General features: G+C 63.1%; 28 protein-coding genes. 1 reads left to right on the top strand and 27 read right to left on the bottom strand.

The genetic code is table 11. The annotated features are described in order from the left end of the window. Positions 1–11 precede the first annotated feature (11 nt). The 23 genes from rpsE to rpsL all read right to left on the bottom strand — a co-directional run bounded on the left by rpsE (position 12) and on the right by rpsL (position 13,182). Positions 12–581, bottom strand: a complete 570-nt coding sequence (gene rpsE, locus BB934_RS21225) for a 30S ribosomal protein S5 (RefSeq protein ID WP_099511403.1) — start codon at positions 579–581, stop codon at positions 12–14. Positions 582–644: 63 nt separating this feature from the next. Then, positions 645–1,007 (bottom strand): 50S ribosomal protein L18, encoded by a 363-nt coding sequence (rplR, locus tag BB934_RS21220; RefSeq protein ID WP_099511402.1) that lies wholly within the window; start codon positions 1,005–1,007, stop codon positions 645–647. Between the two features lie 12 nt (positions 1,008–1,019). Further along, a complete protein-coding gene (gene rplF, locus BB934_RS21215; protein WP_099511401.1) occupies positions 1,020–1,553 on the bottom strand; it encodes a 50S ribosomal protein L6 in 534 nt (177 codons plus the stop codon). A 36-nt stretch (positions 1,554–1,589) separates the two neighbouring features. Further along, entirely contained in the window at positions 1,590–1,985 is a 396-nt protein-coding gene (rpsH, locus tag BB934_RS21210) for a 30S ribosomal protein S8 (RefSeq protein ID WP_099511400.1), read from the bottom strand. A gap of 12 nt (positions 1,986–1,997) precedes the next feature. Beyond that, a complete protein-coding gene (gene rpsN / locus BB934_RS21205; protein WP_036358373.1) occupies positions 1,998–2,303 on the bottom strand; it encodes a 30S ribosomal protein S14 in 306 nt (101 codons plus the stop codon). Between the two features lie 39 nt (positions 2,304–2,342). After that, a complete protein-coding gene (gene rplE / locus BB934_RS21200) occupies positions 2,343–2,909 on the bottom strand; it encodes a 50S ribosomal protein L5 (protein ID WP_099511399.1) in 567 nt (188 codons plus the stop codon). After that, the gene (rplX, locus tag BB934_RS21195) at positions 2,902–3,219 is read right to left on the bottom strand and encodes a 50S ribosomal protein L24 (protein WP_099511398.1); all 318 of its coding nucleotides are present in this window, start codon (positions 3,217–3,219) and stop codon (positions 2,902–2,904) included. Before rplX ends, rplE begins: the two co-directional genes overlap by 8 nt. After that, the gene (gene rplN, locus BB934_RS21190; protein ID WP_099511397.1) at positions 3,219–3,587 is read right to left on the bottom strand and encodes a 50S ribosomal protein L14; all 369 of its coding nucleotides are present in this window, start codon (positions 3,585–3,587) and stop codon (positions 3,219–3,221) included. The genes rplX and rplN overlap by 1 nt, the downstream gene beginning before the upstream one ends. 164 nt (positions 3,588–3,751) lie before the next feature. After that, positions 3,752–3,991 (bottom strand): 30S ribosomal protein S17, encoded by a 240-nt coding sequence (gene rpsQ, locus BB934_RS21185; RefSeq protein ID WP_099511396.1) that lies wholly within the window; start codon positions 3,989–3,991, stop codon positions 3,752–3,754. A 12-nt stretch (positions 3,992–4,003) separates the two neighbouring features. Next, positions 4,004–4,216: a 50S ribosomal protein L29 gene (rpmC, locus tag BB934_RS21180; protein WP_099511395.1), complete on the bottom strand. Its 213-nt coding sequence runs from the start codon at positions 4,214–4,216 to the stop codon at positions 4,004–4,006. A gap of 10 nt (positions 4,217–4,226) precedes the next feature. Next, a complete protein-coding gene (rplP, locus tag BB934_RS21175; RefSeq protein ID WP_099511394.1) occupies positions 4,227–4,640 on the bottom strand; it encodes a 50S ribosomal protein L16 in 414 nt (137 codons plus the stop codon). Positions 4,641–4,663: 23 nt separating this feature from the next. Continuing rightward, the gene (gene rpsC, locus BB934_RS21170; RefSeq protein WP_099511393.1) at positions 4,664–5,368 is read right to left on the bottom strand and encodes a 30S ribosomal protein S3; all 705 of its coding nucleotides are present in this window, start codon (positions 5,366–5,368) and stop codon (positions 4,664–4,666) included. Positions 5,369–5,379: 11 nt separating this feature from the next. Beyond that, on the bottom strand, positions 5,380–5,760 hold the full coding sequence (gene rplV, locus BB934_RS21165) for a 50S ribosomal protein L22 (RefSeq protein WP_099511392.1): 381 nt from the start codon (positions 5,758–5,760) through the stop codon (positions 5,380–5,382). A 1-nt stretch (position 5,761) separates the two neighbouring features. Next, positions 5,762–6,040, bottom strand: a complete 279-nt coding sequence (gene rpsS / locus BB934_RS21160) for a 30S ribosomal protein S19 (RefSeq protein WP_099511391.1) — start codon at positions 6,038–6,040, stop codon at positions 5,762–5,764. A 15-nt stretch (positions 6,041–6,055) separates the two neighbouring features. Next, a complete protein-coding gene (rplB, locus tag BB934_RS21155) occupies positions 6,056–6,892 on the bottom strand; it encodes a 50S ribosomal protein L2 (RefSeq protein WP_099511390.1) in 837 nt (278 codons plus the stop codon). Between the two features lie 20 nt (positions 6,893–6,912). After that, positions 6,913–7,209, bottom strand: a complete 297-nt coding sequence (locus BB934_RS21150) for a 50S ribosomal protein L23 (RefSeq protein ID WP_099511389.1) — start codon at positions 7,207–7,209, stop codon at positions 6,913–6,915. Continuing rightward, the gene (gene rplD / locus BB934_RS21145) at positions 7,206–7,826 is read right to left on the bottom strand and encodes a 50S ribosomal protein L4 (protein WP_099511388.1); all 621 of its coding nucleotides are present in this window, start codon (positions 7,824–7,826) and stop codon (positions 7,206–7,208) included. The genes BB934_RS21150 and rplD overlap by 4 nt, the downstream gene beginning before the upstream one ends. Next, on the bottom strand, positions 7,826–8,554 hold the full coding sequence (rplC, locus tag BB934_RS21140; protein WP_099511387.1) for a 50S ribosomal protein L3: 729 nt from the start codon (positions 8,552–8,554) through the stop codon (positions 7,826–7,828). The genes rplD and rplC overlap by 1 nt, the downstream gene beginning before the upstream one ends. A gap of 47 nt (positions 8,555–8,601) precedes the next feature. Beyond that, positions 8,602–8,910 carry a 30S ribosomal protein S10 gene (gene rpsJ, locus BB934_RS21135; RefSeq protein ID WP_009764298.1) on the bottom strand — a complete coding sequence of 103 codons (309 nt, stop codon included), beginning with the start codon at positions 8,908–8,910 and terminating at the stop codon, positions 8,602–8,604. Between the two features lie 66 nt (positions 8,911–8,976). After that, the gene (tuf, locus tag BB934_RS21130; RefSeq protein ID WP_099511374.1) at positions 8,977–10,167 is read right to left on the bottom strand and encodes an elongation factor Tu; all 1,191 of its coding nucleotides are present in this window, start codon (positions 10,165–10,167) and stop codon (positions 8,977–8,979) included. 44 nt (positions 10,168–10,211) lie between these two features. After that, the gene (gene fusA, locus BB934_RS21125; RefSeq protein WP_099511386.1) at positions 10,212–12,287 is read right to left on the bottom strand and encodes an elongation factor G; all 2,076 of its coding nucleotides are present in this window, start codon (positions 12,285–12,287) and stop codon (positions 10,212–10,214) included. 19 nt (positions 12,288–12,306) lie between these two features. Next, on the bottom strand, positions 12,307–12,777 hold the full coding sequence (rpsG, locus tag BB934_RS21120) for a 30S ribosomal protein S7 (protein WP_009764295.1): 471 nt from the start codon (positions 12,775–12,777) through the stop codon (positions 12,307–12,309). Positions 12,778–12,810: 33 nt separating this feature from the next. Further along, positions 12,811–13,182: a 30S ribosomal protein S12 gene (gene rpsL, locus BB934_RS21115; protein ID WP_009764294.1), complete on the bottom strand. Its 372-nt coding sequence runs from the start codon at positions 13,180–13,182 to the stop codon at positions 12,811–12,813. Positions 13,183–14,256: 1,074 nt separating this feature from the next. Between rpsL and BB934_RS21110 the strand changes: the two genes are divergently transcribed. Further along, entirely contained in the window at positions 14,257–15,285 is a 1,029-nt protein-coding gene (locus BB934_RS21110; protein WP_237050038.1) for a glycosyltransferase family 4 protein, read from the top strand. A gap of 48 nt (positions 15,286–15,333) precedes the next feature. On the opposite strand, the gene rpoC is transcribed toward BB934_RS21110, so the two are convergent. The 4 genes from rpoC to rplJ form a co-directional block, all read right to left on the bottom strand. Next, positions 15,334–19,509 (bottom strand): DNA-directed RNA polymerase subunit beta', encoded by a 4,176-nt coding sequence (rpoC, locus tag BB934_RS21105; protein ID WP_099511384.1) that lies wholly within the window; start codon positions 19,507–19,509, stop codon positions 15,334–15,336. 109 nt (positions 19,510–19,618) lie between these two features. Next, a complete protein-coding gene (rpoB, locus tag BB934_RS21100) occupies positions 19,619–23,749 on the bottom strand; it encodes a DNA-directed RNA polymerase subunit beta (RefSeq protein WP_099511383.1) in 4,131 nt (1,376 codons plus the stop codon). Positions 23,750–23,997: 248 nt separating this feature from the next. Continuing rightward, positions 23,998–24,375, bottom strand: a complete 378-nt coding sequence (gene rplL / locus BB934_RS21095) for a 50S ribosomal protein L7/L12 (RefSeq protein ID WP_099511382.1) — start codon at positions 24,373–24,375, stop codon at positions 23,998–24,000. A gap of 52 nt (positions 24,376–24,427) precedes the next feature. After that, a complete protein-coding gene (rplJ, locus tag BB934_RS21090; protein ID WP_099511381.1) occupies positions 24,428–24,946 on the bottom strand; it encodes a 50S ribosomal protein L10 in 519 nt (172 codons plus the stop codon). Between the last annotated feature and the right edge of the window lie 294 nt (positions 24,947–25,240).

Below are 25,240 nucleotides of genomic sequence, written 5' to 3'. Positions count from 1 at the left end.
CAAAGCCTCCCTTACGCTTCAGCGCCAGCGGCTTCGCTGGTATCCGCATCGCGGCGGCGAGCCTGCAGCGTCGAGACCTTCAGGCCACGGCGAGCGGCGACCGAACGCGGGCTGTCCTCGTTCTTGAGCGCGTCGAAAGTCGCGCGGACGAGGTTGTACGGGTTCGACGAGCCGAGCGACTTGGCCACGACGTCCTGCATGCCCACCACTTCGAAGACGGCGCGCATCGGGCCGCCGGCGATGATGCCGGTACCCTGGGGAGCGGCACGCAGCACGACCTTGCCGGCGCCATGGCGGCCGTTGACGTCGTGGTGAAGCGTGCGGCCCTCGCGAAGGGCAACGCGGATCATGGAGCGCTTGGCAGCATCCGTAGCCTTGCGGATAGCTTCCGGCACCTCACGGGCCTTGCCGTGACCGAAGCCGACGCGACCCTTCTGGTCGCCGACGACGACGAGAGCAGCGAAGCCGAAACGACGGCCGCCCTTCACGACTTTCGCGACGCGGTTGATGTGGACCAACCGATCGACGAATTCGCTGTCGCGCTCTTCGCGATCAGCACGTTCTCTAGGTTCTCTAGCCATGAGACCTCTCACTTGCGCGGGCGGCGGGCCCGCTCGCTAAGGGTTGTTGGATTAAACCCGCCGTTAGAAATCCAGACCGCCTTCACGGGCAGCGTCGGCCAAAGCCTTGACGCGGCCGTGATAGAGGTAGCCCGAGCGGTCGAAGATGACCTGCTTCACGCCGGCCTGAACCGCGCGCTCAGCCACGAGCTTGCCCACTTCCTTCGCCGCATCGACGGTGGCGCCGGTCTTGAGCTTGCCCTTGACGTCAGCCTCGAGCGTCGAAGCCGAGGCGACCGTGTGGCCGCGCACGTCATCGATGACCTGGGCATAGATCTGCTTGGACGAACGGAAGACCGACAAACGCGGACGGCCATTCGCTGCCTTCTTGATCGCACGGCGCACACGAGCCTTGCGGCGATCTTCAGCGCCTTTCTTCTCAGCCATGATACGTCGTCCTTACTTCTTCTTGCCTTCCTTGCGGAAGATGAACTCGTCGGAGTACTTCACACCCTTGCCCTTGTAGGGCTCCGGACCGCGATATTCGCGGATCTCGGCGGCGGTCTGACCGACGACCTGCTTGTCGATACCGGCAACGACCACCTCGGTCGGCCTCGGCGTCGTGATCGTGACACCGGCCGGGATCGCGTAGTCGATGTCGTGGCTATAGCCCAGCGACAGCTTCAGCACCTTGCCGGCAACGGCGGCCTTGTAGCCGACGCCGTTGATCTCGAGGCGCTTCTCGAAGCCCTTGGACACGCCCTCGACCAGGTTCGCCACCTGAGCGCGGGACATGCCCCACTTCGCACGGGCCGTCTTGGACTCGTCGCGCGGGTTCACCGCCACGGCGCCGTCTGCAAGAGCAACCGACACTTCTTCGGGAACGACGAACGAGAGCTCGCCCTTCGTGCCCTTAACCTTCACCATCTGTCCGTCAACGGTCGCCGTCACACCTGACGGAACCGGAACGGGTTTCTTGCCTACTCGGGACATTTTCGAATCTCCGTGGTTCTGTGCGGGTGCTTAGTCTTAGAAGACCTTGCAGAGCACTTCGCCGCCCACGTTCTTCTCCCGGGCCTCGTGATCGGCCATCACGCCCTGGGGCGTCGAGAGAATGGTGACGCCGAGACCGTCGGCCACGCGAGGCATGGTGTCGACGGAGGCATACACGCGGCGGCCCGGCTTGGAGACTCGCTCGATGGAGCGGATCACCGGCTGGCCGTCATAGTACTTCAGCTCGATCGAAAACTCCGTCCGGCCATTGCCGAACTCGGTCTGCGAATAGTCGCGGATGTAGCCCTCGGACTTGAGAACCTCGAGGACGCGAGCGCGAAGCTTCGAGCCAGGGGTGGAAACGGTACCGCGACGGCGCATCTGCGCGTTGCGGATACGGGTGAGCATATCGCCCAACGGATCGTTGATCATCAGGTGCTCCCCTTACCAGCTGGACTTCACGAGGCCAGGAATCAGGCCCTTGTTGCCGAGCTCGCGCAGAGCGATACGCGACATGCCGAGCTTGCGGTAATACGCACGCGGACGGCCCGTAATCTCGCAACGGTTGCGGATACGGGTCTTGCTCGCATTGCGCGGCAGCTCAGCCAGCTTGAGGCGCGCCTCGAAGCGCTCCTCCATCGACTTCGACTCGTCGTTTGCGACCGCCAGGAGGCGCTCGCGACGGCCGGCGAACTTCTTCACCAGCTCGCGACGATGCTTGTTCTTCTCAATAGCGCTTTTCTTAGCCATGCTTTTATCTCCAGTGTCCGCGTTTGAGGACGGTCATCCTCACTGCCGGAACGGGAAGTTGAAGTGACGCAGCAGGGCCCGGGCTTCGTCGTCAGTCTTCGCCGTAGTGGTGATGATGACGTCCATGCCCCAGACCTGCTCGACCCTGTCGTAATTGATCTCAGGGAACACCAGGTGCTCCTTGATACCCATCGCGTAGTTGCCGCGGCCGTCGAACGACTTGGGGTTCAGACCCCGGAAGTCGCGGACGCGGGGAAGCGCGACGGTCACGAGGCGGTCAAGGAACTCGAACATCCGAGCCTTGCGCAGCGTAACCTTGGCACCGATCGGCATGCCCTCGCGAACCTTGAACTGCGAGATAGCCTTGCGGGCCTTCGTGATCACCGGCTTCTGGCCGGCGATGAGAGCGAGATCGGCAGCCGCGACCGAAGCCTTCTTCGAGTCGGCGGTCGATTCGCCAACGCCCATGTTGAGGACGATCTTCTCGATCGCCGGCACTTCCATGGGGTTCTTGTAGCCGAATTCTTCAATCAGCTTCGGACGCACCACTTCCTCGTAGTGCTTCCTCATCCGCGGCGTGTAGCCGTCCACCTGAGCCTTAGCCATCGATCAGGTCCCCCGAACGCTTGGCGAAACGGACCTTGCGGCCGTCTTCGAGAACTTTGAAACCAACCCGGGTCGGCTTGCCGTCCTTCGGGTCTGCGTAAGCCAGGTTCGACAGGTGGATCGACGCCTCTTTCGAGATGATGCCACCCTCGGTGTTTGCCGTCTGGCGCTGGTGACGCTTCACGAGGTTCACGCCACGGACGAGTGCACGCTCTTCCTTCGGAAGCATCTGCACGACTTCACCGGTCTTGCCCTTGTCGCGACCGGTCAGGACGACGACCTTATCGCCCTTCTTGATCTTCGCGGCCATTAGAGCACCTCCGGCGCAAGCGAAATGATTTTCATGTGGTTCTTGGCACGCAGTTCACGCGGAACGGGGCCGAAGATACGGGTGCCGACCGGCTCTTTCTGATTGTTGATCAGAACGGCGGCATTGCGGTCGAAACGGATGACCGAGCCGTCTACGCGGCGGATGTCCTTCGCGGTGCGAACGACGACTGCCTTCATGACATCGCCCTTCTTCACGCGACCGCGCGGAATAGCCTCTTTCACGGATACGACGATGATATCGCCCACGGAAGCGTATTTACGCTTCGAACCGCCGAGAACCTTGATGCACATCACGCGACGGGCGCCGGAATTATCGGCGACGTCAAGATTCGTCTGCATCTGGATCATGGCTTTGATCCTTTCCTTTGTTTCAGACAGGTTTCCGGGCAAAAGGCACTATTGCCCCCCGGACTACGCCTGACGGGGATCTAATGTCCCCTGCCCTTCAAATGTCGAGAGAGGCGGCCGTATACACGAACCGCCCCTACTAGACAACCCCTAGCGAAGACTTTTTAGGCCTTTGCTTGGTCGACGAGCACCCAGGTCTTGAGTTTGGAGAGCGGCTTGGTCTCTTCGATGAAGACCGTGTCGCCCACCTTGGCTGTGTTGTTCTCGTCGTGAGCGTGGTAGTTCTTCGTCTTACGCACGGTCTTCTTCATGACCGGGTGCGTGAAACGGCGCTCCACCTTCACAACGACCGTCTTGTCCTGCTTATCGCTGACAACGACGCCCTGCAAAACGCGCTTCGGCATCTCGATTTCCTCTTAAGCCTTAGCCGCAGCAGCCTTGTGGCGCTGCAGCGTCTTGACGCGGGCGATGTCCCGACGGACCTCGCGGACGCGCCCGGTGTTCTCAAGCTGGCCGGTCGCGCGCTGGAAGCGGAGGTTGAACTGCTCCTTCTTCAGGTTCAGCAACTCGTCCGACAACTGATCCTTCGACATCGCGTTGAGGTCGGAGGCTCTCTGCTTAGACTTCATGATCCCCTCCTTACTCGGCAATGCGCTGGATGAAGCGCGTCTTGATCGGAAGCTTCGCAGCGCCGAGGCGAAGGGCCTCGCGAGCGATATCCTCGGCCACGCCGTCGATCTCGAACATGATACGGCCAGGCTTCACCTTGGCCGCCCAGAATTCAGGAGCGCCCTTGCCCTTACCCATACGCACTTCGGTCGGCTTCGACGACACCGGCACGTCCGGGAAGATGCGGATCCACACCCGGCCCGCGCGCTTCATGGCGCGGGTGATGGCGCGGCGGGCCGCCTCGATCTGGCGAGCGTTGACACGCTCGGGTTCCATCGCCTTCAGGCCAAACTGGCCGAAGTTGAGGTCCGTGCCGCCCTTCGCGGTGCCGGAGATGCGGCCCTTGAACTGCTTACGGAACTTGGTTTTCTTCGGTTGCAACATAGCAAACCTCTCCTACCCCTCGGTTACGCCGCTTGCTCGCGGCGGCCACCGGAGCGGCCTCCTTCGTCGTTCATCCGTCTGTCCTGGGCCATCGGATCGTGCTCAAGGATTTCGCCCTTGAAGATCCAGACCTTGATGCCGCAGGTGCCATAGGTCGTGAAGGCCGTGGACGTACCATAATCCACATCCGCACGCAGCGTGTGCAGCGGAACGCGGCCCTCGCGGTACCATTCCAGGCGGGCGATTTCAGCGCCACCCAGACGGCCCGAGCAGTTGATACGGATGCCCTCGGCGCCCAGACGCATGGCCGACTGAACGGCACGCTTCATGGCACGGCGGAACGCAACGCGGCGCTCGAGCTGCTGGGCGATCGAGTCGGCCACCAGCGTCGCATCGACTTCCGGCTTGCGGACTTCGACGATGTTGATCGCCACGTCGGCGTCCGTCATCTTGGCGACGAGCTTGCGCAGCTTCTCGATGTCCGCGCCCTTCTTGCCGATCACCACGCCCGGGCGACCCGAGTGGATGGTGACGCGGCACTTCTTGTGCGGACGCTCGATGACGATCTTCGAGACGGCGGCCTGCTTCAGCTGCTTCATGAGAGCTTCGCGGATCGCCATGTCCTCATGCATCAGCTTGGCGTACTCGCCCTTGCCGGCGAACCAGCGCGAGTCCCAGGTCCGGTTGATGCCGAGCCGAAGACCGATCGGGTTAACTTTCTGACCCATCTGGTTCTCCTTTATGCCTGTTCGGCAACTTCCCGAACCACGATCGTGAGGTTCGAGAAGGGCTTCATGATACGAGCACCCCGGCCACGGGCCCGGGCGTGGAAGCGCTTCATGACGAGCGCCTTGCCGACATAAGCCTGGCTGACGACGAGATCGTCCACATCGAGATTGTGGTTGTTCTCGGCGTTGGCGATGGCGCTCTCGAGGCACTTCTTCACGTCGCGAGCGATGCGCTTGCGGGAGAACTCGAGATCGGCGAGAGCCGAAGAAACCTTCTTGCCGCGGATGAGGGCCGCAACAAGATTGAGCTTCTGGGGGCTGACGCGCAGCATGCGAGCGACGGCTTGAGCCTCTGTGTCGCTCAGTGCGCGAGGAATCGCGGCCTTACCCATCTTACTTCCTCTTCGCCTTCTTGTCCGCCGCGTGGCCGTGGAAGGTGCGGGTCGGCGAGAACTCGCCGAACTTGTGACCCACCATTTCCTCGCTCACGTTGACGGGAATGTGCTTCTGACCGTTGTAGACCCCGAACGTGAGGCCCACAAACTGCGGGAGGATCGTGGAGCGGCGGCTCCAGATCTTGATGACCTCGTTGCGGCCCGAACCACGGGCAGCCTCGGCCTTCTTGAGGAGGTAGCCGTCGACGAACGGACCCTTCCAAAGCGAACGTGCCATGACGTGCCTCTATCCTTACTTCTTCCGAGCGTGACGGCTCGACACGATGAACTTGTCGGTCCGCTTGTTCGAACGGGTTTTCTTGCCCTTGGTCGGAACGCCCCATGGGGACACCGGGTGACGACCGCCGGAGGTGCGACCCTCACCACCACCGTGCGGGTGGTCGATCGGGTTCATGGAGACGCCGCGGTTGTGCGGACGCTTGCCAAGCCAGCGATTGCGACCGGCCTTACCGATCGAGGTGTTCATGTGGTCCGGGTTCGACACCGCACCGACGCTGGCGAAGCACAGGCCATGGACCATGCGCTGCTCGCCGGAGTTCAGGCGGACCGTCACATAGCCCTGGTCACGACCCACGATCTGAGCGTAGGTGCCGGCCGAACGGGCCAAAGCGCCGCCCTTGCCGATCTTGAGCTCGACATTGTGGATGATCGTTCCCACCGGCATGTTGCCGATCGGCATCGCGTTGCCCGGCTTAATGTCGACCTGCTCGCCGGCCGACACCTGATCGCCGACAGCCAGACGCTGCGGAGCCAGGATGTAGGACTGCTCGCCGTCGGCGTAACCGATGAGTGCGATAAAGGCGGTGCGGTTCGGATCGTACTCGATCCGCTCCACGGTCGCCACATCGCCCAGACGGGCGCGACGCTTGAAGTCGACCAGGCGCAGGGTGCGCTTGTGCCCGCCGCCACGGAAGCGGACGGTCACGCGACCCAGGTTGTTGCGGCCGCCGGAGGAGCTCTTGCCCTCCGTCAGCTTCTTGACCGGCTTGCCCTTGTAGAGCTCGCTGCGGTCGACGATCACCAGCTGGCGCAGGCCGGGGGTGATTGGTTTGAATGTTTTCAAAGCCATCGGATCACTCTCTCAACCGATCAGAGGCCCGTCGTGACGTCGATGGTCTGGCCCTCAGCGAGGGTTACAACCGCCTTCTTCACGTCCGACCGCTGGCCGCGGGTGCCGCGGAACATCTTCACTTTGCCCTTGGTGACGAGCGTGTTGACGCTCTTCACCTTGACATCGAACAGCTTCTCAACCGCTTCTTTGATCTGCGGCTTCGTCGCATCCAGTCGAACCTTGAAGACGACCTTGTTCTGTTCGGACAGGGCCGTGGCCTTCTCGGTGATGACCGGGCTCACGATCACATCGTAATGGCGCGGATCCAGGCTCATTTGAAGCGCGCCTCCAGCGCATCGACAGCCGACTTCGTGAGAACGAGCTTCTCGCGACGCAGGATGTCATAGACGTTGATGCCCTGCACCGGCAGGACGTCGATGTTCGGGATGTTGCGAGCAGCCCGCTGGAAGTTCGTCTCGATCTCGGCGCCGCCGATGATCAGGGCGTTGCCGAGGCCGAGCTTGCCGAAGCGCTCGATAAGAGCCTTCGTCTTCGGCTCGGAGAGCTTCACGTCGTCGATCACGACGAGCGAAGAATCCTTGGCCTTGGACGAGAGCGCATGCTTCAGAGCGAGAGCACGAACCTTCTTGGGCAGGTCGTGAGCATGGCTGCGGACCTGCGGACCGAAGGCACGACCGCCGCCCCGGAACTGGGGAGCGCTCGCGGCGCCGTGACGGGCGCTGCCGGTGCCCTTCTGCTTGTAGACCTTCTTCGTTGTCCGGTCGATATCCGAACGATTCTTGACGGCGTGCGTGCCGGCCTGGCGCTTCGCAAGCTGCCAGCGGACGCAACGGGCAAGCAGATCGGCGCGCGGCTCGAGACCGAAGATGGCCTCGTTTAGATCGACCGAACCGGCCGTTGCGCCTTCAAGCGTGGTGATATCGAGTTTCATCACGCATTCTCCTCTTGGGCCTGCTCAGCCTGGGCGGCCGGCGCAGCGTCGTTGCCGGTGCGGAACGAACCGGGCATCGGCACTTCCTTCGGCAGCTTGCGCTTCACCGCGTCGCGGACGAAGATCCAGCCGCCGGCGACGCCGGGAACGGCGCCTTCGACGAGGATCAGACCGCGCTCGACGTCGGTCGACACGACGCGCAGGTTCTGCGTCGTCACGCGCTCGACACCCAGGTGACCCGGCATCTTCTTGTTCTTGAACGTCTTGCCCGGATCCTGGCGGCCGCCGGTCGAACCGATCGAGCGGTGGGAAACCGACACGCCGTGCGTGGCGCGCAGTCCGCCGAAGTTCCAGCGCTTCATGCCGCCGGCGAAGCCCTTACCGGTCGTGATGCCCGTGACATCCACGAACTGACCGGCAATGAAGTGATCAGCGGTGATCTCGGCGCCGACCGGGATGAAGGCATCCTCGGAGACGCGGAACTCCGCGAGCTTGCGCTTCGGCTCGACCTGAGCAATGGCGAAACTGCCCCGCTCGGCCTTTGAAACGTTCTTCACCTTGGCCTTGCCGACGCCGACCTGCAGCGCGGTGTAGCCGTTCTTCTCTTTGGTCCGGTGGGCCACAACCTGACAGCTGTCGACCTTCAAAACCGTGACCGGGACATGTTCACCGGCATCCGTGAAGATGCGGGTCATCCCGACTTTCTGTGCAATGACGCCTGAGCGCATGTGCGTATCCTCTCGGCGTGTCTACCGAAAGCTCCAAGCCCGACGGCTTAGAGCTTGATTTCCACGTCCACACCAGCAGCGAGATCGAGCTTCATCAGAGCGTCAACCGTCTGCGGGGTGGGGTCCACGATATCGAGAACACGCTTGTGAGTGCGCATCTCGAACTGCTCGCGCGACTTCTTGTCGATGTGCGGCGAGCGAAGCACCGTAAAGCGCTCGATGCGCGTCGGCAGCGGGATGGGCCCGCGAACCTGAGCGCCGGTCCGCTTCGCGGTCGACACGATTTCCCGTGTCGAAGCGTCGAGGATCCTGTGATCGAACGCCTTAAGGCGAATACGAATGTTTTGACCGTTCATGGCTTATCCATTCAACGATGGAAGCGGCCGAGCCGAAACGCGGCCGCTATCCAAAGATCCTCAGAATTAATCGATGACGGCGGCGACGACGCCGGCGCCGACGGTGCGGCCGCCTTCACGGATGGCGAAGCGCAGCTTCTCCTCCATGGCGATCGGCGCAATCAGCGTCACTTCCATCGTGATGTTGTCGCCCGGCATCACCATCTCGGTGCCCTCGGGCAGCGTCACCACGCCCGTCACGTCCGTCGTGCGGAAGTAGAACTGCGGACGGTAGTTGCCGAAGAACGGCGTATGACGACCGCCCTCTTCCTTCGTCAGGATGTACGCCTCGGCCTTGAACTTCGTGTGCGGCTTGATCGAGCCCGGCTTGCACAGCACCTGGCCGCGCTCCACGTCCTCGCGCTTCGTGCCGCGCAGCAGCACGCCCACGTTGTCGCCCGCCTGGCCCTGGTCGAGCAGCTTGCGGAACATCTCCACGCCCGTCACCGTCGTCTTCTGCGTGTCGCGAAGACCCACGATCTCCACTTCCTCGCCGACCTTCACGATGCCGCGCTCGACGCGGCCCGTCACCACCGTGCCGCGGCCCGAGATCGAGAACACGTCCTCGATCGGCATCAGGAACGGCTGGTCAACCGGACGCTCCGGCTGCGGGATGTAGCGGTCGACCTCGGCCATCAGCTCGAGCACGCGCTCACGGCCGATCTCCGGCGAACGGTCCTCCAGAGCGCACAGGGCCGAGCCCTTCACGATCGGGATGTCGTCGCCCGGGAAGTCGTACTTCGACAGAAGCTCGCGCACCTCGAGCTCGACCAGGTCGAGCAGCTCGGCGTCGTCGACCATGTCGACCTTGTTCATGAACACCACCAGCGCCGGAACGCCGACCTGGCGCGCCAGAAGGATGTGCTCGCGCGTCTGCGGCATCGGCCCGTCGGCGGAGGACACCACCAGGATCGCGCCGTCCATCTGCGCCGCACCCGTGATCATGTTCTTCACGTAGTCGGCGTGACCGGGGCAGTCCACGTGGGCATAGTGCCGGTTCTTGGTCTCGTACTCGACATGCGCCGTCGAGATCGTGATCCCGCGCGCCTTCTCCTCCGGAGCCTTGTCGATCTGGTCGTACGCCGTAAACGTCGCCCCGCCCGACTCCGCCAGAACCTTCGTGATCGCCGCCGTCAGAGACGTCTTGCCATGGTCAACATGGCCAATCGTCCCAATGTTGCAGTGCGGCTTATTCCGCTCAAACTTTTCCTTCGCCATCGTGGCACCCGTTCCTTTGATCGTTCAATTTTCGCTTAGTGGGCTCAGGCGTATTTCGCCTGAACCTCGGCAGCCACGTTCGACGGCACCTGCTCGTAGTGGTCGAACTGCATCGTGTAGTTGGCCCGGCCCTGGCTCATGGAGCGCAGGGTGTTCACGTAGCCGAACATGTTGGCGAGCGGGACCATCGCATTGATGACCACGGCATTGCCGCGCATGTCCTGACCCTGGATCTGACCGCGACGGGAGTTCAGGTCGCCGATGACCGAACCCGTGTAGTCCTCGGGGGTCACGACCTCGACCTTCATCACCGGCTCGAGCAGAACCGATCCGCCCTTCTGGAGGGCCTCACGGAGAGCGGCGCGAGAAGCGATTTCGAAGGCCAGGGCCGACGAGTCGACTTCGTGGAAGGCACCGTCGATGAGCTCGACCTTGAGGTCGACCACCGGGAAGCCGGCAATGACGCCAGCGCCCACCACCGACTGAAGGCCCTTTTCGACGCCGGGGATGTATTCCTTCGGAACCGCACCGCCGACGATCTTCGAGTCGAAGGAGAAGCCGGCGCCCTGCTCGTTCGGCTGGACGACGATCTTCACGCGAGCGAACTGGCCGGTACCGCCGGTCTGCTTCTTGTGGGTGTAGTCGATCTCGGCCTTCTTCGTGATCGTCTCGCGATAGGCAACCTGCGGAGCGCCGATATTCGCATCGACCTTGTAGGTGCGACGGAGAATGTCGACCTTGATGTCGAGGTGAAGCTCGCCCATGCCCTTCAGGATCGTCTGGCCCGACTCCTGGTCGGTCGAGACGCGGAAGGACGGATCCTCGGCAGCCAGCTTCGAGAGAGCCAGACCAAGCTTTTCCTGGTCGGCCTTCGACTTCGGCTCGATCGCGATCTCGATGACGGGCTCGGGGAACTCCATCTTCTCGAGGATCACAGCCTTGATCGGATCGCAGAGCGTGTCGCCGGTGCGGACGTCCTTGAGGCCGGCCAGAGCGACGATGTCGCCGGCATGGGCTTCCTTGATGTCCTCGCGGTTGTTCGCATGCATGAGAAGCATGCGGCCGACGCGCTCCTTCTTGTCGCGGGTCGAGTTCAGGATCGAGGAACCGGCCTCGACCTTGCCCGAATAGACGCGGCAGAAGGTGATCGTGCCAACGAAGGGGTCGTCCATGATCTTGAAGGCGAGCATGGAGAACGCATCGTCGTCGGTCGGCTTGCGAACGGTCGGCTCCTCGGTCTTGAAGTCGATGCCTTCCACAGCGCCGCGGTCAACCGGGGACGGCAGGAAGTCGACGACGGCGTCGAGGAGCGGCTGAACGCCCTTGTTCTTGAACGCCGAGCCGCAGAGAACCGGGTGGAACGCGCGACGCTGCACGGCGGTACGAACGAGCCGGCGCAGGGTAGCATCGTCCGGCTCAGTGCCGTCCAGGTAAGCCACCATGGCATCGTCGTCCATCTCGACCGCAGCTTCGATCAGCTTGCCGCGATACTCGACAGCCTGATCCTTCAGCTCGGCCGGGATCTCTTCTTCGCTGTAGGAAGCGCCGAGAGCCTCGCCATTCCAGACGATCGCCTTCATCTTGATGAGGTCGATCACGCCCTGGAAGTTGCTCTCAGAGCCGATCGGCAGCTGAAGGCAGACGGGCTTGCCGGCCACGCGGTCGATGATGTCGGCCACGCACTTGAAGAAGTCGGCGCCGGTCTTGTCCATCTTGTTGACGAACACGATACGCGGAACGTCGTACTTGTCGGCCTGGCGCCAGACGGTCTCGGTCTGGGGCTCGACACCCTGGTTGCCGTCGAGAACGCAGACGGCGCCGTCGAGCACGCGCAGCGAACGCTCGACTTCGATGGTGAAGTCGACGTGGCCGGGGGTGTCGATGATGTTCAGGCGCTTGTCGTTCCAGAAGCAGGTGGTCGCAGCGGACGTGATCGTGATGCCACGCTCCTGCTCCTGCTCCATCCAGTCCATGGTGGCGGCACCCTCGTGCACTTCACCGATCTTGTGGGACTTTCCGGTGTAGTAAAGGATGCGCTCGGTCGTGGTGGTCTTGCCGGCATCAATGTGGGCCATGATGCCGAAATTCCGGTAGTCCTCAATCGCGTGCGTGCGGGGCATCGCTCAGCTCCTCAGGCCTTTACCAGCGGTAATGCGAGAACGCACGGTTGGCTTCCGCCATACGGTGGGTGTCTTCGCGCTTCTTGACGGCATTGCCGCGGTTGTTCGATGCATCGAGCAGCTCGGCGGAGAGGCGCTCGACCATGGTCTTGTCGTTGCGGCCGCGGGCGGCCTGGATGATCCAGCGGATCGCGAGAGCCTGACGGCGCTCCGTACGAACCTCGACCGGGACCTGATACGTGGCACCGCCGACGCGGCGGGAACGCACCTCGATCGCCGGAGCGACGTTGTCGAGGGCCTGCTTGAAGACCTCAAGCGGGTTCGCCTTGGCGCGGCTCTCGATGCTGTCGAATGCACCGTAGACGATGCTCTCGGCAGCAGACTTCTTACCGTCGTACATGATGGAGTTCATGAACTTCGTAACGACGATATCCCCGAACTTCGGATCCGGGATGATCTCACGCTTTTCGGCGCTATGGCGGCGGGACATGAGCTAGCTCCGACCTCAATGACTGTTGACGGCTTACTTCGGCCGCTTCGCGCCGTACTTCGAACGACGCTGCTTACGATTCTTCACGCCCTGGGTGTCGAGGACACCGCGGAGGATGTGATAACGGACACCCGGAAGATCCTTCACGCGGCCGCCGCGGATCATGACCACGGAGTGCTCCTGAAGGTTGTGGCCTTCGCCCGGGATGTACCCGATGACTTCGAACCCGTTCGTCAGACGAACCTTTGCGACCTTACGCAGAGCCGAGTTCGGCTTCTTCGGGGTCGTCGTATAAACGCGCGTGCACACGCCACGCTTCTGCGGGCAGGCCTCAAGCGCGGGAACCTTATTCCGGCTCTTTTGCGCCGTCCGCGGCTTGCGGATCAGCTGAGAGATCGTTGGCATCCTGTGCCCTCTTTCACCAGCCACCGACCCGGTGGCCTTTGAGTGTGTCTTCAACGGTTGAACGCTGCCTTCGCTTCTGCGGACCTTTTCAGGTTGCACAAAACGAAGCCACGCCATTGACTTGGGTAAGCCCCTGGCGCGGTGCGATTGCAGAGGACCACGATGATTTGACCGCGGTCGTGCCCTAAATCTGACATTCGTCAGTCAAGGTTGAGTTCGGCAGCGTTTAGGTGGCATGGGTCGAAGCTAGGCGCTTCAACTCGCGGAAACCTACGGCCAGCCGGAAAGTTCGGTCTCTCTAGCCTCCGAGTCGCCGAAAGTCAACACTTTTCGGTAACGATCCCGTAAGGCGCCGCCAGCCGGTCAAAAGCTGTGCCGATCCCCGCCCCAGATGGGTTCCCTAGAGCCGAAAGCAAAGTTATGGAATAACGATCCACTCAAGGCCGCCGACGTGACCGCAGCGATCCATTTCGAGACCGAAGCTTATCAAGTGGCCCATGGTAAGCCTATGGGTCGCCATTTTGCCGGTTACGGCTTCCTTTCGGCATTCGCCCGCCATGCTTCCGGACAAACCGTTACAGGATATGTGAAGAATCCGAAATTGGGCGACGAATTCTGTCGGTTCATCAAGGACTTCCGCCCCGACAGCTCGCCCGATTACATCGTTGCGGCCAAGGCGGGAGCATTGAAAGGGGTCGGATGTCTCTTCACACCGAGTCCCATCAACGCGGCGCAGGCCTGGCAGCGCGAGCTTCACGGTTCCCGAGCCTGGAGCCTGTGCGGCGTGAACCACACCCTCTCCTCCGCCCGGGCGATGGACGGTCTTACCGGCCTGCTGACGGCTCCGGTTCAGCCCTGGGATGCCATCATCTGCACCTCCAACGCGTCCCTGGAGGTGATCGAGACCCTGTTCTCGCGGCAGGAGGAATACCTGACTCGACAGCTCGGGGCGAGCCGCTTCGTCAGGCCGCAGCTGCCCGTGTTCCTCTGGGCGTCGATTGTGGCTCCCAGGCCGGTCATTCAGGGCATCGGGACGCGGCACGCGCCGCGCTCGGGGTCGGCGCTAGCGACTTCGTGGTTCTGTTTCTCGGCCGGCTGTCCTTTCATGCCAAGGCCAATCCGGCCCCGATGTACCTCGCGCTCGAACGCCTCGCCGCCCACCACCGGGTGGTTCTGGTCGAGTGCGGCTGGGCCGCCAACGACCAGATCGTCCAGGCCTTCGCCGACGCCCGCGCCAAGCTTTGCCCTTCCGTGCGGTCCATCATCCTGGACGGACGCGAACCCGACTTGCGAACCAGGGCCTGGGCTTCGGCCGACGTGTTCTGCTCCCTGTCTGACAATATTCAGGAGACCTTCGGCCTGACCCCTATCGAAGCTATGGCTGCAGGCCTGCCGGTGGTGGTGACCGACTGGGACGGTTACAAGGATACGGTCCGAGACGGCATCGACGGCTTTGCCGTCCCGACCATGACCCCGCCTCCCGGAGCTGGGCAGCGCCTTGCGATCCGCCACGCGCTGGAGCTCGACAGTTACGATTCCTATATCGGCCAGGCTTCGACGGCCGTCGTCGTCGATATCGACGCGACGACCACTGCATTTGAGCGCCTGGCCTCCGATCCCGACCTGCGCCGACGCATGGGGACGAACGGCGCTGCCCGGGCGAAGGCACTGTTCGACTGGAAGGTCATCGTGAAGGCTTACGAGGAGCTGTGGGACGAGCTCGCGCGCATGAGAGCGGCCGGAGACACGTCCCCGCCCTCCCCTCGGGACAAAGCCGCCCTCTGGCCTGCCCGTCCCGACCCGTTCGAACTCTTTGCCGGTTTTCCGACGGCCAGGTTTTCAGGCCACCATAAGATCGTGCCGGTGGCCGGTGTGCATGAAGACGAGGTCTCGCAGCGGCTCGCGCTGAAGATCGCATTGGTGAATGCGACCCCTGACCTCTCGTCGGCCCTGCTCCTCGATGTGTGGAAGCAGGTCGGCCCTCAGGGCGCCGCAGCCAGGGACATTCTCGCCGCGAAGCAGGGCATGCCGGCTGCCATTCTCATCCAAAGTCTGCTTCTGCTGGCCAAGCTCGGCCTCGTCAAAATCGTCGACCCGGCATGAAAAAGGCCGCCCGGAGGCGGCCTTTTCGTTCTTGTAAAGCCTGGCAGGTTACTCGGCTGCAGGCGGCAGCTCGCTGACCTGAGCCTGGGACTCGGAGCGCTTCTGCTGCAGGATCAGTTCGTCGCGATGGGTCGCCACGGCCTTGATCTGAGACGTCAGGGCACCGGTGCCGGCGGGGATCAGGCTGCCGACGATCACGTTCTCCTTCAGGCCCTCTAGCGTATCGACCTTGCCGTTGACCGCCGCCTCCGTGAGGACGCGGGTGGTCTCCTGGAACGACGCTGCCGAGATGAAGGAGCGGGTCTGCAGCGAGGCCTTGGTGATACCGAGCAGAACCGGCACGCCGTCGGCGGGCTTCTTCTTCTCGGACACCAGACGCTCGTTGATCTCCTCGAGCTCGAGGCGGTCCACCTGCTCGCCGGCGAGCAGCTCGGAATCGCCGCCGTCGGTGATCTCGACCTTCTGCAGCATCTGGCGAACGATCACCTCGATGTGCTTGTCGTTGATGAGCACGCCCTGGAGGCGGTAGACCTCCTGGATCTCGTTCACGAGGTAAGCTGCGAGCTCCTCGACGCCCTTGATCGCCAGGATGTCGTGCGGTGCCGGGTTGCCGTCGACGATGAAGTCGCCGACCTCGACCACGTCACCGTCCTGCAGGTGGATGTGCTTGCCCTTCGGGATCAGGTACTCCACCGGCTCCGAACCATCGTGCGGGTTCAGCGTCAGACGACGCTTGCTCTTGTAGTCACGGCCGAACTGGATCGTGCCGGACTTCTCCGCGATGATGGCCGCATCCTTCGGACGACGGGCCTCGAACAGCTCCGCCACGCGCGGCAGACCGCCCGTGATGTCGCGGGTCTTGGCGCTCTCGGTCGAGACACGGGCGAGGATATCGCCGGCCTTGACCTTCGAGCCTGGATCCGACGCGAGAATCGCATCCACGGGCAGAAGGTAGCGGGCGTCGCCGCCGCGGGCGACCTTGGCCACCTTGCCGCCGGAGCCCTGGATGACCACCGCCGGACGCAGGTCCGCCGTACGGGGAGAACCGCGCCAGTCGATGACCACGCGCTTGGCGATGCCGGTCGACTCGTCCATCGACTCGATCATCGATCCGCCGTCGACGAGATCCTCGTAGCCCACCGTACCGTCGATCTCCGTGAGGATCGGACGGGAGTAAGGGTCCCACTCGGCAATGCGCTGACCGCGCTTGATCGTGTCGCCCTCGTCCACCTTCAGGCGGGAGCCGTATTGCAGGCGGTGAACCGCCCGCTCGGCGCCGTCCGCACCGGTGATCACAACAGCCACGTTGCGGCCCATGACGACGAGATCCCCGTCCGAGTTGCGCGCGATGTTCTTGTTGCGGAAGCCGATCTTGCCTTCGAAGCTCGACTCGATGAAGGACGAATCCGCGATCTGAGCCGCACCGCCGATGTGGAAGGTACGCATGGTGAGCTGCGTGCCCGGCTCGCCGATGGACTGCGCAGCGATGACGCCGACAGCCTCGCCGTGGTTGACCGGGGTTCCCCGGGCCAGGTCGCGGCCGTAGCAGGTGGCGCAGACGCCGTTCTTCGACTCGCAGACGAGCACGGAGCGGATCTTCACCTCCTGGATGCCGGCAGCGCCGATCGCCTCGAGGTGCTGCTCTTCGATCATCGTGCCCTGCGGAACGATGACGGTGCCGTCCTGGGCAACCAGATCCTCAGCCGTCGAGCGGCCGAGGATGCGCGAAGCCAGCGACGCGACCACTTGGCCGGCGTCGATGATGGCGCGCATCTTGATGCCCCTCTCGGTGCCGCAATCCGGCTCACGGATGACCGCGTCCTGCGCCACGTCGACGAGGCGGCGGGTCAGGTAGCCTGAGTTCGCCGTCTTGAGCGCGGTGTCGGCCAGGCCCTTACGGGCGCCGTGGGTCGAGTTGAAGTACTCGAGAACGTCGAGGCCTTCCTTGAAGTTCGAGATGATCGGCGTCTCGATGATCTCGCCGGACGGCTTGGCCATGAGGCCGCGCATCGCCGCGAGCTGCTTCATCTGCGCCGGCGAACCACGAGCGCCCGAGTGGGACATCATGTAGATCGAGTTGACCGGCTTGTCGCGGCCGTTCTCGTCCTTCTGCACCGTGGAGATGCGGTTCATCATCTCGGCCGCGAGGCGGTCCGAGCACTTCGCCCAGGCGTCGACAACCTTGTTGTACTTCTCGCCCTGGGTGATGAGGCCGTCCTGGTACTGCTGCTCGTAGTCCTTCGCGAGGGAACGGGTCTCCTCGACGATCTCCCACTTGTTCTCCGGGATCACCATGTCGTCCTTGCCGAACGAGATGCCGGCCTTGAACGCGTTGTAGAACCCGAGGCCCATGATGCGATCGCAGAAGATCACCGACTCCTTCTGACCGCAATGCCGATAGACGGCATCGATCATGTTGGAGATCTCCTTCTTCGTCATGAGCTTGTTCACGACGTCGAAGGGAAGCATCGGGTGCTTCGGCAGCAGGCGCGAGAGCATGACGCGGCCGGCCGTGGTGTCGACGATCTTCGACACCGGCTTGCCGTCCTCGTCCAGGCCTTCCCAGCGGTAGCGGATCTTGGTGTGGAGCGTGATGACCTTCTCGTTCAGGGCATGCTCGATCTCGCCCATGTCGGCGAAGGCCTTGCCCTGGCCGGGCTGACCGTCGGAGACGATGGAGAGATAGTAAAGGCCGAGAACGATGTCCTGCGACGGCACGATGATCGGCTGCCCGTTGGCCGGGTGCAGGATGTTGTTGGTCGACATCATCAGCACGCGGGCTTCGAGCTGCGCCTCGAGCGAGAGCGGCACGTGGACGGCCATCTGGTCGCCGTCGAAGTCCGCGTTGAACGCGGCGCAGACGAGCGGGTGCAGCTGGATCGCCTTGCCCTCGATGAGGGTGGGCTCGAAGGCCTGGATGCCGAGACGGTGCAGGGTCGGAGCGCGGTTCAGGAGAACCGGATGCTCGCGGATGACCTCGTCCAGGATATCCCAGACTTCCGGCTTCTCCTTCTCGACGAGCTTCTTCGCCTGCTTGACGGTGGCGGACAGGCCGCGTGCGTCGAGCTTGGCGTAGATGAACGGCTTGAACAGCTCGAGCGCCATCTTCTTCGGCAGGCCGCACTGGTGCAGCTTGAGCTCCGGACCGACCACGATGACCGAACGGCCCGAGTAGTCGACGCGCTTGCCGAGCAGGTTCTGGCGGAAGCGGCCCTGCTTGCCCTTCAGCATGTCGGCGAGCGACTTCAGCGGACGCTTGTTGGCGCCGGTGATGACGCGGCCGCGGCGGCCGTTGTCGAACAGGGCGTCGACCGCCTCCTGCAGCATGCGCTTCTCGTTGCGGACGATGATGTCCGGAGCGCGCAGCTCCATGAGCCGCTTCAGGCGGTTGTTGCGGTTGATGACGCGGCGATAGAGGTCGTTCAGGTCCGAGGTCGCGAAGCGGCCGCCGTCGAGCGGCACGAGCGGACGCAGGTCCGGCGGGATCACCGGAACGACGGTCATGATCATCCACTCGGGCTTGTTGCCCGACTGGACGAAGGCCTCGATGATCTTGAGGCGCTTCATGAGCTTCTTGGGCTTCAGCTCGGACGTGGTGACCGCGATCTCCTCGCGGATGTCCTGCGCGGTCTTCTCGAGGTCGAGCTCCTGCAGGATCCGGCGGATCGCTTCCGCGCCGATCATGGCCGTAAAGGAATCTTCACCGTACTCGTCCTGAGCGCGGATATATTCCTCCTCGGTGAGGAGCTGACGGTCCTTGAGCGGCGTCAGGCCCGCATCGACGACGATGTAGGACTCGAAATAGAGGATGCGCTCCAGATCCTTCAGGGTCATGTCGAGCAGCAGACCGATGCGGCTCGGCAGGGACTTCAGGAACCAGATGTGAGCGACGGGGGCGGCGAGCTCGATGTGACCCATGCGATCGCGACGGACGCGGGCCAGCGTCACCTCGACGCCGCACTTCTCGCAGATGACGCCCTTGTACTTCATGCGCTTATACTTGCCGCACAGGCACTCGTAGTCCTTGATGGGACCGAAGATGCGCGCGCAGAACAAGCCGTCGCGCTCGGGCTTGAACGTACGGTAGTTGATGGTCTCCGGCTTCTTGATCTCGCCGTAGGACCAGGACAGAATCTTCTCAGGGCTCGCGATCGAGATCTTGATCTGATCGAAGCTCTGCGGCTGGGCCGTCTGGTTGAAGAGATTCATGACCTCTTGATTCATCGCCGTCTCCTGGGCTGAAGGGCGCGTAGATAAGCACCCTCACCGGCAATTGCATTGTGGCCGCGGCATCATCGCCGCGGCCGAACGTCAAACTCGAACCGCCGAGCGCTTATTCCGCGGCTTCGGAGGGTGGCAGCTGCCCTTGCTCGTTGGCAGCCTTCTTGGAGTTGGTCAGCTCCACGTTCAGGCCGAGCGAGCGCATTTCCTTCACGAGAACGTTGAAGCTCTCCGGAATGCCCGACTCGAAGGTGTCGTCGCCGCGAACGATGGCCTCGTAGACCTTCGTACGGCCGGCCACGTCGTCCGACTTGACGGTGAGCATTTCCTGCAGGGTGTAGGCGGCGCCGTAAGCCTCCAGAGCCCACACCTCCATCTCGCCGAAGCGCTGGCCGCCGAACTGGGCCTTGCCGCCCAGCGGCTGCTGGGTGACGAGGCTGTAGGGGCCGATGGAGCGGGCGTGGATCTTGTCGTCCACGAGGTGGTGGAGCTTCAGCATGTAGATGTAGCCCACGGTCACCTTGCGGTCGAACGCCTCGCCGGTCTTGCCGTCGTAGAGCGTCACCTGACCCGACGGGTTCAGCCCGGCCTTCTCCAGCATGGCCTCGATGTCCGACTCCTTCGCGCCGTCGAAGACGGGCGTGGCGAACGGAACGCCGCGACGCAGCTTGTTGCCGAGATCGACCAGCTCCTCGTCCGAAGCCTGCTCGATCTCAGGCAGCTTGCCGTAGATCGACACGAGCTGCTCGCGCAGCGCATTGGACTTGCCCGACTTCATGTAGGCATCGACCGCCTGCGCGACCTGCTTGCCGAGACCGGCAGCGGCCCAGCCCAGATGCGTCTCGAGGATCTGACCGACATTCATGCGGCTCGGCACGCCGAGCGGGTTGAGCACGATATCGGCATGGGTGCCGTCCTCAAGGAAAGGCATGTCCTCGATCGGCACGATGCGCGACACGACACCCTTGTTGCCGTGACGGCCAGCCATCTTGTCGCCCGGCTGGATCTTACGCTTCACGGCCACGAAGACCTTGACCATCTTCATGACGCCGGGAGGAAGCTCGTCGCCACGCTGCAGCTTCTCGACCTTGTCGAGGAAGCGCTGTTCGAGGCGCTTCTTCGACTCGTCGTACTGCTTCTGCATGGCCTCGATCTCGGTCATCAGAGCATCGTCTTCGACCGCGAACTGCCACCACTGCGACCGCGGATACTCGTTGAGGAGCTCGCGGGTGATCTTCGCGTCCTTCTTGTAGCCCTTCGGGCCCGCAACGCCGCTCTTGCCGGTGAGGATCTCAGCCAGGCGCGCATAGGTGTTGCGGTCGAGGATCGCCTGCTCGTCGTCGCGATCCTTCGCGAGACGCTCGATTTCCTCGCGCTCGATGGCCTGGGCGCGCTCGTCCTTGTCGACGCCGTGACGGTTGAAGACACGGACTTCGACGATCGTGCCGGTCACGCCCGGGGGCACGCGCAGCGAGGTGTCGCGGACGTCGGAGGCCTTCTCGCCGAAGATGGCGCGCAGAAGCTTCTCTTCCGGCGTCATCGGGCTTTCGCCCTTCGGCGTGATCTTGCCGACGAGGATGTCGCCCGCATGGACCTCGGCGCCGATATACACGATGCCGGCCTCGTCGAGGTTCTTAAGCGCCTCTTCCGACACGTTCGGAATGTCGCGCGTAATTTCCTCAGGACCCAGCTTCGTGTCGCGGGCCATCACCTCGAACTCTTCGATATGGATCGAGGTGAAGACGTCTTCCTTCACGATCCGCTCGGAGAGCAGGATCGAGTCTTCGAAGTTGTAGCCGTTCCACGGCATGAACGCGACGAGCACGTTCCGGCCGAGCGCCAGCTCGCCGTATTCGGTCGACGGACCGTCGGCGATGATGTCGCCCTTGCGCACGATGTCGCCGGCGCGAACCAGCGGCTTCTGCGTGATGCAGGTCGACTGGTTGGAGCGCTGGAACTTCTGCAGCCGGTAGATGTCGACGCCGGGACGGGTCGGATCCGTGTTCTCCGTCGCGCGGATAACGATACGGGTCGCGTCCACCTGGTCGACCACGCCGGTGCGGCGGGCAGCAATCGCGGCGCCCGAGTCACGGGCGACGACCGCTTCCATGCCGGTGCCGACGAACGGAGCGTCCGCCTGAACCAGAGGCACGGCCTGACGCTGCATGTTCGAGCCCATGAGAGCGCGGTTCGCGTCGTCGTTCTCGAGGAACGGGATGAGCGCGGCGGCGACCGACACGAGCTGCTTCGGCGACACTTCCATCAGGTCGACGCGATCGGGAGCCGCGACGATGTTTTCACCGGCGCGACGGCAGATCACGAGCTCTTCCGTCAGGGTGCCCTTCGTATCCAGCGGCGAGTTGGCCTGGGCGATGTTGTACTTCGCCTCTTCCATGGCGGAGAGATAGATCACCTCGTCCGTCACGCGGCTGTCGCGCACGCGGCGGAACGGCGTCTCGATGAAGCCGTACTTGTTGACGCGCGCGAAGGTGGCCAGCGAGTTGATCAGACCGATGTTTGGGCCTTCCGGCGTCTCGATCGGGCAGATGCGGCCGTAATGGGTCGGGTGCACGTCGCGCACCTCGAAGCCGGCGCGCTCGCGGGTCAGACCGCCCGGGCCAAGCGCCGAGAGACGACGCTTGTGCGTGACCTCGGAGAGCGGGTTGGTCTGGTCCATGAACTGCGACAGCTGCGACGAGCCGAAGAACTCGCGCACCGCGGCAGCCGCGGGCTTCGCGTTGATCAGGTCCTGCGGCATGACGGTGTCGATATCGACCGACGACATGCGCTCCTTGATCGCACGCTCCATGCGGAGCAGGCCGAGGCGGTACTGGTTTTCCATGAGCTCGCCGACCGAGCGCACGCGGCGGTTGCCGAGGTGGTCGATGTCGTCGATCTCGCCCTTGCCGTCGCGCAGGTCCACGAGCGCCTTCGTCACCGCGAGGATGTCCTCGCGGCGAAGCGTGCGCACGGTGTCCTCGGCGTCGAGGTCGAGGCGCATGTTCATCTTCACGCGGCCGACGGCCGAGAGGTCGTAGCGCTCGGCGTCGAAGAACAGCGAGTTGAACATCGCTTCCGCCGTCTCGAGGATCGGCGGCTCGCCCGGACGCATGACGCGGTAGATGTCGAACAGGGCGTCCTCACGGGAGGAGGCCTTGTCGACGGCGAGCGTGTTGCGGATGTACGGGCCGACCGTGACGTGGTCGATGTCGAGCACCGGAATCTCGGTGAAGCCGGCATCTTCCAGGCCCTTCAGCAGCTTCTCGGTGATCTCGTCGCCCGCCTCGGCATAGATCTCGCCGGTGGAGGGGTTCACGAGATCTTCCGCGATGTACTGGCCGTAGAGGTCCTCGTCCGTCGCGCGAAGGTTCTTGAGGCCCTTCTCGGCCAGCTGGCGGGCGGTGCGGGCGGTCAGTTTCTTGCCAGCCTCGAGCACAACCTCGCCGCTCTTGGCGTCGATCAGGTCCGCGGAAGCCTTGAAGCCCTTCATGCGCTCGGCATCGAACGGCACGGACCAGGCATCGCCGTCCCGCTTGTAGGCGATGTGGTTGTAGAACGTATCGAGGATCTCCTCGCCGTCGAGGCCCAGAGCGTAGAGCAGAGACGTGACCGGGAGCTTACGCTTGCGGTCGATACGTGCGTAGACGATGTCCTTGGCGTCGAACTCGATGTCGAGCCAGGAACCGCGATACGGGATGATGCGGGCAGCGAACAGCAGCTTGCCCGAGGAATGCGTCTTGCCCTTGTCGTGGTCGAAGAACACGCCCGGCGAGCGGTGCATCTGCGAGACGATCACGCGCTCGGTGCCGTTCACGATGAAGGTGCCGTTGTCGGTCATGAGCGGCATGTCGCCCATGTAGACGTCCTGCTCCTTGATGTCCTTCACGGAGCGGGCGCCGGTATCCGGGTCCACATCGAACACGATCAGGCGCAGCGTGACCTTGAGCGGCGCAGCAAAGGTCATGCCCCGCTGGCGGCACTCGTCGACGTCGTATTTCGGAGGCTCGAACGTGTACTTCACGAATTCGAGCAGGGCAGTATTCGAAAAGTCCGAAATCGGGAAAACCGATTTGAAGACGGCTTGCAAGCCCTCTTCCGGCCGGCCACCCTTTGGCTCTTCGACCATCAGGAACTGGTCGTAGGATGCCTTCTGAACCTCGATGAGGTTCGGCATCTCCGCCACTTCCTTGATTTTTCCGAAGAACTTGCGAATGCGCTTCCGGCCGATCAGTGTGTTGGCCATCTGGACCTCGTTCCTCATACACAGCTAATCGAGAACCCCGAAGGTCAGGCTTCTCGATTAGCCGCCCGGCGGCTCAAACCGCCCGCTAACCGCAAGAATTCAGGTCCGTTTCCAGACCTTCTGAAGCGTCGCCAAGAAGCTGGACCTCTCTTTGACGACACAACGGCCCCAGGCAAAAACGCCTGGGACCGTGTGTTTTTGAGCCCCGATTCCTCGGGGGCAATCCTGCAGCCCTTAGGGCCGCAAAATTACTTAAGCTCGACCTTGGCGCCGACCTTCTCGAGGGTCGCCTTGATCTTCTCGGCTTCGTCCTTGGAAACGCCTTCCTTGACAGGCTTCGGCGCGCCCTCGACGAGGTCCTTAGCTTCCTTCAGGCCCAGGCCGGTGATGGCACGGACTTCCTTGATGACCTCGATCTTCTTGTCGCCGGCGCCAGCCAGGACGACCGTGAACTCGGTCTGCTCTTCAACAGCGGCGGCAGCGCCGCCAGCACCGGGAGCGGCAGCGACGGCAACAGCCGCGGCAGCGGAAACGCCCCACTTCTCTTCGAGCATCTTCGAGAGCTCGGCGGCCTCGAGAACGGTCAGCGACGAAAGATCGTCAACGAGCTTGGCAAGATCAGCCATTTCTTAGTTCCTTAAGTTCAGTTCGAACGGTTTGATGGTTGAGGTTACGGCCTCACGCCGCTTCGCCTGTCTTGGCATAGGCCCCGAATACGCGGGCGAGCTTCGCTGCCGGCGCAGTGCTGAGCTGAGCGATCTTGGTAGCCGGGGCCTGGATGAGGCCGACCAGCTTGCCGCGCAGTTCGTCGAGGGACGGCAGAGTGGCAAGCGCCTTCACTCCGTCCACGTTCAGGGCGGTCGTGCCCATTGCCCCGCCGAGGATCACGAGCTTGTCGTTACCCTTGGCGAAATCGACAGCGACCTTGGGAGCCGCGACCGGATCGCTCGAATAAGCGATCAGGGTCGGACCTTTCATAAGGCCCGAGATGGACGCGACGTCCTTGCCTTCGAGAGCGATTTTGGCGAGGCTGTTTTTTGCGACCTTCACGGTGGCACCGGCCTGCTTCATCTGCGCGCGCAGCTTCTGCATGTCGGCGACCGTGAGGCCAGCATAGTGGGCGACGACGACAACGCTCGTGGTGTTAAACACGTCGTTGAGAGTCGAGACGAGCTCGCGCTTTGCTGCTCTTTCCACTGGGCTCTCTCCGGTTGGCGGAAGTATCCGCCGGTTGCATTTGCCGCTCAAGGCCCGGACTTGCATCCGAGGCATCCTGAACGACGCTCTCGCAAGCCCTGTCCCCCAAATGACGCCTGGCGGCGCACCGGGTGAGATGGTTCGAACCGATCCTTTTCACCTGCGTTGAACAGGTGTTAAACTCGGCTTCCCCGTCTATGCAGGCCCTTTCGAATTAAACTGGCAAGCCAGCACCTGCAGTCTCGGACAGGACATAGCCGGAACGCGCCAAAGGTTGCCCTTTGGCTCGCCGGC

The organism is Microvirga ossetica, assembly GCF_002741015.1.
GTDB classification, from domain to species: domain Bacteria; phylum Pseudomonadota; class Alphaproteobacteria; order Rhizobiales; family Beijerinckiaceae; genus Microvirga; species Microvirga ossetica.
The sequence above is the reverse complement of the archived record's forward strand: the minus strand, read 5'-3'. Positions and strand labels throughout refer to the sequence as shown.

Bases quoted from the DNA above. Each gene is read 5' to 3' on its own strand.
- rpsL (WP_009764294.1), bottom strand. From the start codon at position 13,182: ATGCCAACGATCTCTCAGCTGATCCGCAAGCCGCGGACGGCGCAAAAG.
- rpsJ (WP_009764298.1), bottom strand. From the start codon at position 8,910: ATGAACGGTCAAAACATTCGTATTCGCCTTAAGGCGTTCGATCACAGG.
- rpoC (WP_099511384.1), bottom strand. From the start codon at position 19,509: ATGAATCAAGAGGTCATGAATCTCTTCAACCAGACGGCCCAGCCGCAG.
- rpsG (WP_009764295.1), bottom strand. From the start codon at position 12,777: ATGTCCCGCCGCCATAGCGCCGAAAAGCGTGAGATCATCCCGGATCCG.
- rplV (WP_099511392.1), bottom strand. From the start codon at position 5,760: ATGGGTAAGGCCGCGATTCCTCGCGCACTGAGCGACACAGAGGCTCAA.
- rplE (WP_099511399.1), bottom strand. From the start codon at position 2,909: ATGGCTAAGGCTCAGGTGGACGGCTACACGCCGCGGATGAGGAAGCAC.
- rpoB (WP_099511383.1), bottom strand. From the start codon at position 23,749: ATGGCCAACACACTGATCGGCCGGAAGCGCATTCGCAAGTTCTTCGGA.
- rpmC (WP_099511395.1), bottom strand. From the start codon at position 4,216: ATGAAGTCTAAGCAGAGAGCCTCCGACCTCAACGCGATGTCGAAGGAT.
- rpsN (WP_036358373.1), bottom strand. From the start codon at position 2,303: ATGGCTAAGAAAAGCGCTATTGAGAAGAACAAGCATCGTCGCGAGCTG.
- BB934_RS21150 (WP_099511389.1), bottom strand. From the start codon at position 7,209: ATGAGCCTGGATCCGCGCCATTACGATGTGATCGTGAGCCCGGTCATC.
- tuf (WP_099511374.1), bottom strand. From the start codon at position 10,167: ATGGCGAAGGAAAAGTTTGAGCGGAATAAGCCGCACTGCAACATTGGG.
- rplN (WP_099511397.1), bottom strand. From the start codon at position 3,587: ATGATCCAGATGCAGACGAATCTTGACGTCGCCGATAATTCCGGCGCC.
- fusA (WP_099511386.1), bottom strand. From the start codon at position 12,287: ATGCCCCGCACGCACGCGATTGAGGACTACCGGAATTTCGGCATCATG.
- rpsQ (WP_099511396.1), bottom strand. From the start codon at position 3,991: ATGCCGAAGCGCGTTTTGCAGGGCGTCGTTGTCAGCGATAAGCAGGAC.
- rplX (WP_099511398.1), bottom strand. From the start codon at position 3,219: ATGGCCGCGAAGATCAAGAAGGGCGATAAGGTCGTCGTCCTGACCGGT.
- rplC (WP_099511387.1), bottom strand. From the start codon at position 8,554: ATGCGCTCAGGCGTCATTGCACAGAAAGTCGGGATGACCCGCATCTTC.
- rpsH (WP_099511400.1), bottom strand. From the start codon at position 1,985: ATGATCAACGATCCGTTGGGCGATATGCTCACCCGTATCCGCAACGCG.
- rplR (WP_099511402.1), bottom strand. From the start codon at position 1,007: ATGGCTGAGAAGAAAGGCGCTGAAGATCGCCGCAAGGCTCGTGTGCGC.
- rplD (WP_099511388.1), bottom strand. From the start codon at position 7,826: ATGAAACTCGATATCACCACGCTTGAAGGCGCAACGGCCGGTTCGGTC.
- rplB (WP_099511390.1), bottom strand. From the start codon at position 6,892: ATGGCTTTGAAAACATTCAAACCAATCACCCCCGGCCTGCGCCAGCTG.
- rplF (WP_099511401.1), bottom strand. From the start codon at position 1,553: ATGTCCCGAGTAGGCAAGAAACCCGTTCCGGTTCCGTCAGGTGTGACG.
- rpsE (WP_099511403.1), bottom strand. From the start codon at position 581: ATGGCTAGAGAACCTAGAGAACGTGCTGATCGCGAAGAGCGCGACAGC.
- rpsC (WP_099511393.1), bottom strand. From the start codon at position 5,368: ATGGGTCAGAAAGTTAACCCGATCGGTCTTCGGCTCGGCATCAACCGG.
- rplP (WP_099511394.1), bottom strand. From the start codon at position 4,640: ATGTTGCAACCGAAGAAAACCAAGTTCCGTAAGCAGTTCAAGGGCCGC.
- rpsS (WP_099511391.1), bottom strand. From the start codon at position 6,040: ATGGCACGTTCGCTTTGGAAGGGTCCGTTCGTCGACGGCTACCTCCTC.
- rplL (WP_099511382.1), bottom strand. From the start codon at position 24,375: ATGGCTGATCTTGCCAAGCTCGTTGACGATCTTTCGTCGCTGACCGTT.